A 10,690-nucleotide genomic window follows, 5' to 3' on the forward strand; every position below is an offset into this window, starting at 1 on the left:
GCCCGTGGCGACTGCTGTTTAACCGCGCCAGCGTATGATCCGGGCTGTTAAATGCCTCGGTTTCAATGGCGAAGCTTTTTTTATACTGCTTATCATTTTCTGACGCAGACCGGTTTATTTTCCGGTTTACTATTTTCATGTCAGTCATGATTAATCCTCAAATTTAAGACGTCGTTATCCCTGCATAAATGATTTATGCATAATTCATTTTTACGTTATTAAACGCTTATTACTTTAATTGCCTGGGAATATTCATCATTCCCTCCTTAGACAAATGATTGTCGGAGTAGAATAGCCGCGAGGTTAACTCCCCTCGACACACCAGCGGACTGACGTAATGTTTTCGTCCCCGCCAACTCTTGACATAATAAGGTCTCGCGCTTTGCGGCAGTCAGTATTACCCACCAGTTCGATGCGAATTTCTTTATGCCCTTGTTCTTTTGCTGCTGTTGACACCAGTCCCTGAAGGCTGAGCGTCATCTCTTTACTGATATTAAGCAATAGCTGACGAATCGCGTTTTCATATTCGCTTTGACAGACAATATTCAGAACGTAGCATTTCTCTTCTTCTGTCGCGCCGGGGATCTGATTAATTCTCTGCGCCGCTTCGCGCAGTAGAATATTGGCGCAGAGGATTATCAGCGTTGCCGCCGCCGCTTGCCAGAACTGGCCCAGTCCGCACAGCACGCCAATCGCCGCAGAGCACCACAAGGTTGCAGCGGTATTCAGGCCGCGCACGTTCATGCCTTCACGCATGATGACGCCGGCACCGAGAAAACCAATTCCGGAAACCACCTGCGCGGCAATACGTCCTGGGCTGTCCGGAGAGGTTGAAATGGAGCTCAGAATAAAAACCGCCGCGCCGGTGGCGACCAGCGCGTTAGTGCGCAGGCCGGCCATACGCTGACGCCACTGTCTTTCAGCGCCAATCAGCGCGCCCAATAGCATCGCAGCGAGTAAATTTGCGATATAAGGAAACATCAACATAGCTTCCTCCATTTATGTTGGAAGAATTAACTACGTGCTTTATTAAGCACACGACGAATTGTCGCCGGAAAGGCGATTAACATCGCGTTGACGGTGGAGGGAATAATGTATTTTTAAACATGAACATGACGATTATCCTCGCAGCCATGCTGCGTTATTCTTTATGGGATGCAATCGTCTGGATGAGGAGATTGCTGCCCGCCGGTAGGCAAGCAGCGCAGAAAAAATTACGTCAGCTTGCCTTTATGTTTAAATAAGGGTGACTGTCCAACATATTTCTCCTGTGTGAATTTGTGCTCATTATAATCATTCAATTATTCGAGTAAAGTTAAAATCTCGCTTTAGTGACGATTTGTTTAGAATGACCTTAATGCGCAAAGCCCACCCCGGCGTGAACCGGGGTTAATTCACTAATCAAAGACGTCATTAATTATCGACGTCACGATCGCCACAATCAGCACCTAATCCTGCCCTACCATGCACCAATCATAGCGGGATAGAACTAAGCAGCCTGAAGGCTGCAAATTTAAAATCTGCCGTCTCCCGGTCCTGTTGTTGCCATACACTACGCGGGATACGTATGACCTGACTACTTTTCTACAGACTGAAAATCGGTATGGCTCAGAATGACGTCGCTTCGCTCACCAGGCGATTCCAGGACATATCCGTCAGGGATTCGACGGTCCGCTGAATCTGCCGCCCGGGTCGATGCCCGGTAAGCGTAGCGCCATCGGGCAACATGACGGTGTTACTGATTTTCGATCAGTAACGCTTCCAGCAGGTCGAGATCGTGCAGCAGTTTTTGCAACGTTTCATTGCTGATTTCACGCGTGGCGCGCAGGTGATACAGCTCCGCCCGCTCTGAACGCAGCGCCGCGAGACGGAAGCGGCGTTCCAGATTCTCTTCCTGGAGCGAACTCTCAACATCGTTACGCCCGTCGGCACGACGCCGCAGGTTACCGATGACGCGGGAACTCACCTCGGTCAGCAGCTGATTATCAATGTTCTCTTCGGTATCCGCCGCCAGACGCTCTTCCATCTTCTGAATGGCGACAATCGCCACCTCCGCCGTCGCCGCGCGGGCAATCCGCTCCTCTTTCAGTTGCTGAGAATGATCGGCCACTTCCAGATGTTGCAGCAGAATCGGCAGCATAATCACGCCGACAAACAGCGAGAACAGAATCACGCCAGCGGCCAGGAAGACCAGTTCGTAGCGCGCCGGGAAGACGTTGCCATCTGGCAGCAGCAGCGGGATAGACAGGACACCTGCGAGGGTGATAGCCCCGCGAACGCCCGCAAAGGAGGCGATCAAAATTTCCCGTGTCGTCCAGGAGCCAAACTCCATCGGTTTCTTTTTCAGGAAACGCATGCTGAAGTTTTTCATCGTCCACAGCCAGCCGAAACGCACCAGCATCAGCGCCACATAAATCAGAATGATATCGGTAAATAGCATCCAGATTTCCACGTTCGGATCGGCCTCCGCTGCCACCAGCGACGATTCGAGAATGCCCGGCAGTTGCAGGCCCAACAGCAAAAAGACCATGCCGTTAAACACAAACTCAAGCATCGCCCAGGTGCTGTTGGCGCGCAGACGCATCGCCAGCGGCGCACGGCGCATCACCCCGGAGCGGGTGATGGTCATCCCGGCAGCGACCGCCGCGAGGATCCCGGAGACGCCGATATGTTCTGCGATCAGGTACGATGCGAACGGCAGCAGGAACAGCAGGACGATTTGCGTCGCTGGCTCATCGCCGCCCCAGCGGCTGAGAAAGCGCAGCGAGCGACCGTACAGCCAACTGACCACAAAGCCCGCGAGGATACCGCCGATCGCCACCTTAAAGAACTCCACCGTCGCGCCGCCGACGGTAAACACCATCGTGCCCATCGCCACCGCAACGGCAAATTTCAAAGATACCAGACCGGAGGCGTCATTCATCAGCGCCTCACCTTGCAGGATGCCCATGATTTTCTTCGGGATCCGCCCTTCACCGACAATACCGGAAAGCGCAACCGCATCGGTTGGCGACAGCACGGCAGCCAGCGCAAAGGCCGGAATCAACGGAATGCCCGGCACCAGCCAGTAAATCAGAAAACCAATCCCGACCACGGTGACCAGCACCAGCGCCAGCGCCAGACCGAAAATCTCTCGCCCATGTTCAAGAAATTCTCGCGTTGGCGTCTTCCAGCCATCCGCAAACAGCAGCGGCGGGATAAACAGGACCAGAAACAGTTCGGGGTCAAATTCTACGTGCAGACCAAACGTGGGCCACGCCAACAGCGCGCCAATAGCAATCTGCATGAGGGGTAAGGGGAGCTGGAAGGGCAATACGCGCGTAAATACCCCGGACAGCGAGACCACAAGGGTCATGATGAGTATTGTGAAGAAGATTTCCATGCGTTCCCTGTTTGCGATGTTTCTTATGTGTTTGAGAGGCGTCGTGCCTCAATTTTACCTTTCTCAGAGTATCGCAAAAGACAACGAGTGTGTGCTGAAAATAAAAACGGGCGGCAAACGCCACCCGTTTTTCGGAATCACTTTCGGAATCAAATGGCCCAGCCACCGGCATAGAACGCCACCAGCGCCACGGCGATCACTACGGTGCCGATGTTCAGCTTGCGCCATTCACCCGACACCACACGGCCAATCACCAGCGTGGCAAAACCAATCATGATGCCGGTCACGATGTTACAAGTCAGTACAATGAATACCGCCGTCACCAGACCCGCCATCGCATCGACAAAGTCAGCGAAATCGATTTTCGCCACGTTGCTCAGCATCAGCAGACCGACGTACATCAGCGCAGGCGCAGTGGCATACACCGGAACGAGGTAAGAAAGCGGGGAAAGGAACAGGATCAGCAGGAACAGCACGCCAACGGTAATGGCGGTCAGGCCAGTTTTACCCCCCGCCGCCGTACCGGCTGCCGACTCAATGTAGACTGCTGCCGGCGCCGCACCCACCAGACCGGAGAACACGCTGCTCAGGGAGTCTGTGGTCAGTGCTTTACCGCCGTCAATAATCTGCCCGTCTTTATCCAGCAGATTCGCCTGACCCGCCACGGCACGGATGGTGCCGGTGGCATCAAACACAGCGGTCATTACCAGCGCCAGAACGCTTGGCAGAACAACCGGGTTCAGCGCGCCCATGATATCCAGGCTGCCAATCAGTGATTTACCGGTTTCATCGCTCAGCGACGGCATGGCAAAAATTCCGGAGAATTTCACCGCCGGATCGAAAATCAGACCAACGACAGAAATGCCGATAATAGTCAGCAGAATACCGCCCGGCACTTTCAGTTTCTCCAGACCGATAATTACCGCCAGACCCACCAGCGACATAATCACCGGGAAGGTAGCGAAGTGACCAAGCGCTACGGGCAGACCATCCAGCGGGTTCTTGATAACCAGACCCACGCCGTTCGCCGCAATCAGCAGTAAAAACAGACCGATACCGATGCCGGTACCGTGCGCGATGCCCTGCGGCAAATTGCGCAGGATCCAGCTACGAATCCCGGTGGCGGAGATAATGGTAAACAGCACCCCCATCAGGAATACCGCACCCAGTGCGACCGGAACGCTAATCTGCTGGCCCAGTACCAGACTGAACGCGGTGAAGGCGGTCAGCGAGATGGCGCAACCAATCGCCAGCGGCAGGTTGGCCCACAACCCCATGACGATAGAGCCCAGACCGGCTACCAGACAGGTCGCGACGAACACCGCCGCGGGCGGGAATCCGGCTTTACCCAGCATGCCAGGCACGACGATAACGGAGTACACCATCGCCAGAAACGTTGTTAAACCTGCCACCACTTCCTGACGGACAGTGCTTCCACGTTGTGAAATTTTAAACCAGGCGTCGAGCGAACCGCCGGTACGCGCTGAAGGCGTAGACATAGAAAACATCCCCTGAGAGTTTATTATTCGTTCTTATGCGTGGTGGACAATCCACTGCCAGCGCAACGTCAACTCCCTGTGCTCTGATCGCGACAAAGAGGGGTGTCGCAAAAAGCAAACGTTTAGCTCCGCGCATAAAAAAACGGGTTGTAAAAAAAGCAAACGATTATCCAGCGATCATACGAGGATTTTCAACTGAACTTTGCCGCTTTTTACTCATTTCTTGCACTAACGCTGAAGAAATCACCAACTAATGCGCAAACGTTATCGTCAATGCGCAATCCGGCAACATAGTTAGCCGGATCGCGTCGCAAATGCAGGAGGCAAGACGGTTAAAAAACCGCCATCAACCACCGGGAATGGCAAAAGGTCCTCCCTGCTGAATGGCACGTTGCCAGGCAGGACGCATTTCCACGCGTTTTTTCCACGCGCTGATATGGGGAAGATCGGCAATACCACCGCGCGCCAGTAGCGCAAAAAGAGGAAAACTCATCTGGATATCCGCCATGCTGAGATGGCCTCCGGCAAACCACGGACGCTCAGCGAGGTGCGCGTCAATAAAGCGCGCGTGGGTTTCCAGTTGCGGATTGAGATACGCTTTTTGTACGCCCTGCCCCAGCGCGCCGCCCAGCGTGCGCAAACCAAACGGCACGGGTGGTTTCCCCAGACTGGTGAAGACCAGCTTCATTAACAGCAACGGCATCAGCGAACCCTCGGCGTAATGCAACCAGAAGCGATACTGGCGAACGGATTGTGCATCAGCCGGTTTAAACTTCCCTTCGCTGTCATAGGTGTCCTGCAAATAGTCGAGAATCGCCCCCGACTCCGCGAGGATCGCGCCGTTATCTTCCACTACGGGGGATTTCCCCAGCGGATGAATTTTCTTCAGTGCCGGCGGAGCGAGCATGTTCTTTTCACGCTGGTAACGCACAATCTGGTAAGGCAGCGATAGCTCCTCCAGCGCCCAGAGAATGCGCTGTGAGCGGGACTGGTTCAAATGATGCACCGTCAGCATGATGTTCTCCCGTCATTTCCTCTTACTCACTCTAGTAAATTATGGGAGATGGCGAAAAAAATTCGCCTAAAAAGTCGCCAGATACACTGGCAAACGGGATAACGCGGCTTACACTTACAGTATCAACACAAACCGGAACCTCCACCACGTGCTCGAATGAGGGGTGTTGACGTCGGGGGAAACCCTCCCGTGAACCAGCGGGATAGAGAGAAAGACAAAGACCGGAAAACAAACTAAAGCGCCCTTGCGGCGCTTTAGTTTTGTTCATCTTCCAGCAGACGCGCGCCCGTACCCTCTTCGCCCAGCCGATCTCCGGGGTTACGTAACGGACAGTCTTTGCGAGACAAGCAGCCACAGCCGATGCAACCATCCAGCTCATCACGCAGCGCCACCAGCGTATGAATGCGACGGTCCAGCTCTTCGCGCCATTGCGAGGAGAGTTGCTTCCACTCTTTAGCGCTGAGGGTATGACCTTCCGGCAGCACGCCCAGCGCTTCACTGATAGTCGCCAGTGGGATACCGATCCGCTGAGCAATCTTGATAATCGCGACATAACGCAACACGTCACGCCGGTATCTGCGCTGATTGCCGCTATTGCGGATACTGCTGATTAGCCCCTTGCTTTCATAGAAATGCAATGCGGACACCGCCACGCCGCTACGCTTTGCCACTTCGCCCGGCGTGAGCATCGCTTTTATACGGGGTAATTTCTTTTCCATAAATCGCTTTACCTCAAGTTAACTTGAGGAATTATACTCGCCCGCAGACAAATAGACGAATCGAACACTGAGAAGGAGGCAGCAATATGTCCCATCAGCAAATTATTCAGACCCTTATTGAATGGATTGATGAACATATCGACCAACCGCTGAACATTGATGTGGTCGCGAAAAAATCAGGTTATTCAAAGTGGTATTTACAGAGGATGTTCCGCACAGTAATGCGCCAGACGTTGGGTGACTATATCCGTCAGCGCCGACTGCTGTTGGCCGCCGTTGAACTGCGCAACACCGAGCGACCGATATTCGATATTGCGATGGATTTAGGTTATGTGTCGCAACAGACATTTTCCCGCGTGTTTCGCCGGGAATTTGATCGCACCCCCAGCGACTACCGCCACCGCCTGTAGTATTACTGCCCGCGCTGCATCAGGAGTGCGGGCGGTTGTTGCAGCCAGTGAATGAAGTCCTGCGGCGGCAGCGCCTTCGCAAAGTGCCACCCCTGACAGTACTGCACCCCGCGTTTAAGCAGCCAGCTCACCTGATCCGCCGTCTCCACGCCTTCTGCGATGGTTTTCAGACGCAGGCTTTGCGCCATCTCAATGATATGTTCCGCAATCAGATGGCTGGTACTGTTGGTGGTCAGCGTATCGATAAAGGACTTGTCGATCTTAAGAATATCAACGTTCAGGGAATAGAGGTTGTGCAGGTTAGAGTAGCCGGTGCCGAAATCATCAATCGCCACTTCATAGCCTGCCTGACGAAATGCCTGGATCACCGGCGTGGTTTTCGGCACATCGATAAATCCTCGCTCGGTCACTTCGACTTTTATTTGTTGCGCAAGCACGCCATGTTCGCGCGCTTTATCCGCGATCATGGCAATCAATCGTGAAGAGTGGAAATCCGATGCGGAAAGGTTGATAGAGATATACAACTCTGGATTTGCAGCCAGAAACGTCCCCATATCACTGAACACTTCTTCCACCACGTAGTCGGTAATCTGCGCGATCATCCCCTCTTTTTCCGCCAGCGGGATAAACTCCGCCGGACTCATCACCTGATCTTTACAACCCGGCCAGCGCAGCAGCGCTTCCGCCCCCACGCATTTCTCGTTTTTGATATCAATGATCGGCTGATAGTGCAGGCAAAGCTGACGCTGTTTAAGCGCGCGCTGGAGCATGCGCCGCGGCGAGTAGTATTGCCGACGCGCCCGAGACCAAAACATTAATAGCAAAATGCTGCTGATGAACGCCAACGGAAGCGCGATCAGCAATTGCTGATACAGATTCTGATAAAACCGCTGCATCGAGGTCGACACAATGACCGCAATGGGGCGTTTATCCGATTGGACGACGGTATAAAAACGGTCGTCCTGCTGGAAGACAGACTGATTACGCTGGACCAGTGGCAACAGTTGAGCCGCCCAGGCCTGTTCGCTAAGGGAGAAAAAGGTGTTGGTTACCGTGTCATAGACCCCCCAGGCCAGCTCGGGGTCTTCGGACATCACTTCGCTATATGATAATGGATTGATCACGGCAACATAGTTTCCGCGTTGCATATACGTCATTTTATAACCGGTGAAAAAAGGCGTATCGCGAAAGTAATAAATAGCGATATTGGGTTTTCGTTTATAGTTTGCCGTTGGCATAATATAGGGCGCTGACGGTGCCATTACCGTTGAGCATAAAAAACGATCGCCTTGCGCATAAATTAACTCGTTGATATACAGGCGCCCTCGGATAATATTCAACATTCGTTGTTGATGCGCTGGCGTACACGCTTGTCCCTGATACTGTTCAGCGGCATCGCGGGCTAAGTCTGCCTGTAAAACGACCAGTTCTGTTTTATCTAAAGCCAGATGAGCAAAAATGCTCAGTTGCTTACTGGTTTGGGACGTTGCTTGCAGGTGGGCAAACCATAGCGCCAGCATCACGGGGAGCAAAACCACCATGATTATCCCGAGGAACCTCAGCACCTTGCGTCGCACCCGATGATTCATTTCAGCCCTATATCCCTGCATTTCATATGCCTGTTATCATCAAGACAGGATGCTAAATTACACAGGTGGTTACGTTGCATGAATCTATCAATATTAGCAACAGACTTTTATTAGCAAAAGTCTGATATTGCAGGATGGTGATAATATTCGACCATAAAGCAAACCCGCAGTGACGATTAATTTTATTAAGGGTAATCCATTCTGCGAAAGGAGTCGTGTTTTATGAAAGTTTTGTTGGCTCATTCGCAAAATGAAATTAAGTTAAATTTCTTCGTCTGCTTATTTTTTGACAATACAAACAAGGTAAAGCCATTGCCTCTTTATTACGTCGCGCTTTTCGGTTGCACCACGGTGAAAGTGTGTCGATCATTGAATCAATAACCATGTTTTTATTAAGGTTATAAAGCAGGCAAAAAAGAAGTCGACAGGCTGGCGAACGGTCGCCTAACCGTGATATAGTTCACAAATATTATGAAACAAAAACAATGTTTCATTCGGTGTTGATGTGAATGCCCATCGATAGCCAGAGTGCGCCACGCCTCCCGTGAAAACGCCGCGCTGTCCAGGGCACCTGCTATTCTCAGAGGAAATCTTTCATGGCTACCCTAACCACTGGCGTGGTTCTTCTCCGCTGGCAGCTGCTGAGCGCTGTGCTCATGTTTCTCGCCAGCACATTGAATATTCGTTTTCGTCGCTCAGATTACATTGGTCTGGCAGTGATCAGCAGTGGGCTCGGGGTTGTCGCCGCCTGTTGGTTTGCGACGGGATTACTCGGCATCACCCTGATGGATCTCTCCGCCATCTGGAACAACATTGAATCCGTGATGGTTGAAGTAATGAGCCAGACGCCGCCGGAATGGCCGATGGTATTGACCTGATTTCACCTAAGCCTCCCTGACGGAGGCTTTTTTATTGTTTCCAGATAATCCCGTCGGTGTTTGTTGTGGACACACTCGATTCCCCTTCGATTTCAGCAAGCCCGCCTCGATTATTCGCTTATATGGCGCGGCCCGTTTATTCGGCAGGCTGCGCTTTATAATATATTTCCCCGTTGTCTCTGATTTCCCTAATGTCATTATTTTTCAGGATTTAAAAGTTATGTAAGGAAGACTGTTTTTATTATTCTCACCCCAGATATTTTACAAAGAAATAGGTTGAAATACCGCTAATTGCCGCCACAGCGATTGCAAACATAAACAATAAAATCAATCTCTTGGCATTGTATATTCCAAACATAAACACCTCCTTTCCTAAATTCACACTTCCATTTACCCTCATAAAAAACAAGGGAAAATATCATCTTCACTCAAAGATAAAATAATATTTACCGAAACACCATTGATTAATATCAAACATCTGAAGGCATTATTCAAATAGTATGCGCGTGTTTCAAAATATTAAAATTTTATTCTTTGAGGAAATTTACTTTGACCAGAATGCCGAACAGCAATCGTCTCCATTCTGCGCCATGCGCTGGAAAAAAGCCGTACCAGCTAACCGTTGAGGAGGTTCTGAAAAATCAGCAGAGCCAACCTTCCGGGCTGACTCACAATGAGGCCAGCGCACGTCTTGCCAGAGATGGCCTTAACGCACTACCGGAAAAAGCGGGTAAACCCGCCTGGCTACGCTTTCTGGCCCATTTTCACGATGTTCTGATCTACGTCCTGATCGCCGCAGCGGCCCTCACCGCCGTAATGGAGCACTGGGTGGATACAGCCGTCATCCTCGGCGTCGCGGTGATCAATGCCCTGATTGGCCATATTCAGGAAAACAACGCGGAAAAATCGCTGAAAAGCATCCGCAATATGCTCTCCGCATCCGCTGTCGTGGTCCGTAACGGACAACATGAGACGGTCGCGACGACCGATCTGGTTGTCGGCGATATCGTGGTACTGCGTGCGGGTGACCGTATTCCCGCCGATCTTCGTGTCATGGAAGCCCATAACCTGCGGGTTGAAGAGGCTATCCTGACCGGTGAATCCACCGTTGTGGACAAAACGGCAGAGGCGCTGAGTGGCGAACTGCCGCTGGGCGATCGCAAAAACCTGCTGTTCTCTGGCACCACCATCAGCGCCG

General features: G+C 51.9%; 9 protein-coding genes. 3 read left to right on the forward strand and 6 right to left on the reverse strand.

The features are described 5' to 3' along the window. Nucleotides 1-303: 303 nt before the first annotated feature. From AB7E14_RS13955 to soxR, 5 genes are all read right to left on the reverse strand, one after another. Entirely contained in the window at nt 304-999 is a 696-nt protein-coding gene (locus AB7E14_RS13955; protein WP_042999052.1) for an MgtC family protein, read from the reverse strand. Between the two features lie 736 nt (nt 1,000-1,735). Continuing rightward, complete coding sequence (locus AB7E14_RS13960; RefSeq protein WP_042999051.1) at nt 1,736-3,382, reverse strand: Na+/H+ antiporter; 1,647 nt, start codon at nt 3,380-3,382, stop codon at nt 1,736-1,738. 149 nt (nt 3,383-3,531) lie between these two features. Further along, complete coding sequence (gene ghxP, locus AB7E14_RS13965; RefSeq protein WP_042321123.1) at nt 3,532-4,881, reverse strand: guanine/hypoxanthine transporter GhxP; 1,350 nt, start codon at nt 4,879-4,881, stop codon at nt 3,532-3,534. Between the two features lie 346 nt (nt 4,882-5,227). After that, nucleotides 5,228-5,896: a glutathione S-transferase family protein gene (locus AB7E14_RS13970; RefSeq protein ID WP_316962644.1), complete on the reverse strand. Its 669-nt coding sequence runs from the start codon at nt 5,894-5,896 to the stop codon at nt 5,228-5,230. 254 nt (nt 5,897-6,150) lie between these two features. Continuing rightward, nucleotides 6,151-6,615 (reverse strand): redox-sensitive transcriptional activator SoxR, encoded by a 465-nt coding sequence (gene soxR / locus AB7E14_RS13975; protein ID WP_042321119.1) that lies wholly within the window; start codon nt 6,613-6,615, stop codon nt 6,151-6,153. Between the two features lie 86 nt (nt 6,616-6,701). Between soxR and soxS the strand changes: the two genes are divergently transcribed. After that, nucleotides 6,702-7,025: a superoxide response transcriptional regulator SoxS gene (gene soxS / locus AB7E14_RS13980; protein WP_042321117.1), complete on the forward strand. Its 324-nt coding sequence runs from the start codon at nt 6,702-6,704 to the stop codon at nt 7,023-7,025. A 2-nt stretch (nt 7,026-7,027) separates the two neighbouring features. Here soxS and AB7E14_RS13985 read toward each other — a convergent pair whose 3' ends face one another. Beyond that, the gene (locus AB7E14_RS13985) at nt 7,028-8,614 is read right to left on the reverse strand and encodes an EAL domain-containing protein (RefSeq protein ID WP_316962645.1); all 1,587 of its coding nucleotides are present in this window, start codon (nt 8,612-8,614) and stop codon (nt 7,028-7,030) included. Between the two features lie 596 nt (nt 8,615-9,210). On the opposite strand from AB7E14_RS13985, the gene AB7E14_RS13990 reads away from it, so the two are divergent. Together AB7E14_RS13990 and AB7E14_RS13995 are read left to right on the forward strand one after the other, a co-directional pair. After that, complete coding sequence (locus AB7E14_RS13990; RefSeq protein WP_042999048.1) at nt 9,211-9,492, forward strand: YjcB family protein; 282 nt, start codon at nt 9,211-9,213, stop codon at nt 9,490-9,492. Between the two features lie 558 nt (nt 9,493-10,050). After that, nucleotides 10,051-10,690, forward strand: a 640-nt coding sequence (locus tag AB7E14_RS13995) for an HAD-IC family P-type ATPase (RefSeq protein ID WP_428169610.1), incomplete at its 3' end; no start/stop codon positions are given.

It is taken from the genome of Citrobacter sp. (assembly GCF_050252275.1).
Classification (GTDB): domain Bacteria; phylum Pseudomonadota; class Gammaproteobacteria; order Enterobacterales; family Enterobacteriaceae; genus Citrobacter_A; species Citrobacter_A amalonaticus.

Coding starts and splice junctions, on each gene's coding strand:
- AB7E14_RS13985 (WP_316962645.1), bottom strand. CDS start 8,614: ATGAATCATCGGGTGCGACGCAAGGTGCTGAGGTTCCTCGGGATAATC.
- AB7E14_RS13955 (WP_042999052.1), bottom strand. CDS start 999: ATGGAGGAAGCTATGTTGATGTTTCCTTATATCGCAAATTTACTCGCT.
- AB7E14_RS13960 (WP_042999051.1), bottom strand. CDS start 3,382: ATGGAAATCTTCTTCACAATACTCATCATGACCCTTGTGGTCTCGCTG.
- AB7E14_RS13970 (WP_316962644.1), bottom strand. CDS start 5,896: ATGCTGACGGTGCATCATTTGAACCAGTCCCGCTCACAGCGCATTCTC.
- soxS (WP_042321117.1), top strand. CDS start 6,702: ATGTCCCATCAGCAAATTATTCAGACCCTTATTGAATGGATTGATGAA.
- soxR (WP_042321119.1), bottom strand. CDS start 6,615: ATGGAAAAGAAATTACCCCGTATAAAAGCGATGCTCACGCCGGGCGAA.
- AB7E14_RS13990 (WP_042999048.1), top strand. CDS start 9,211: ATGGCTACCCTAACCACTGGCGTGGTTCTTCTCCGCTGGCAGCTGCTG.
- ghxP (WP_042321123.1), bottom strand. CDS start 4,881: ATGTCTACGCCTTCAGCGCGTACCGGCGGTTCGCTCGACGCCTGGTTT.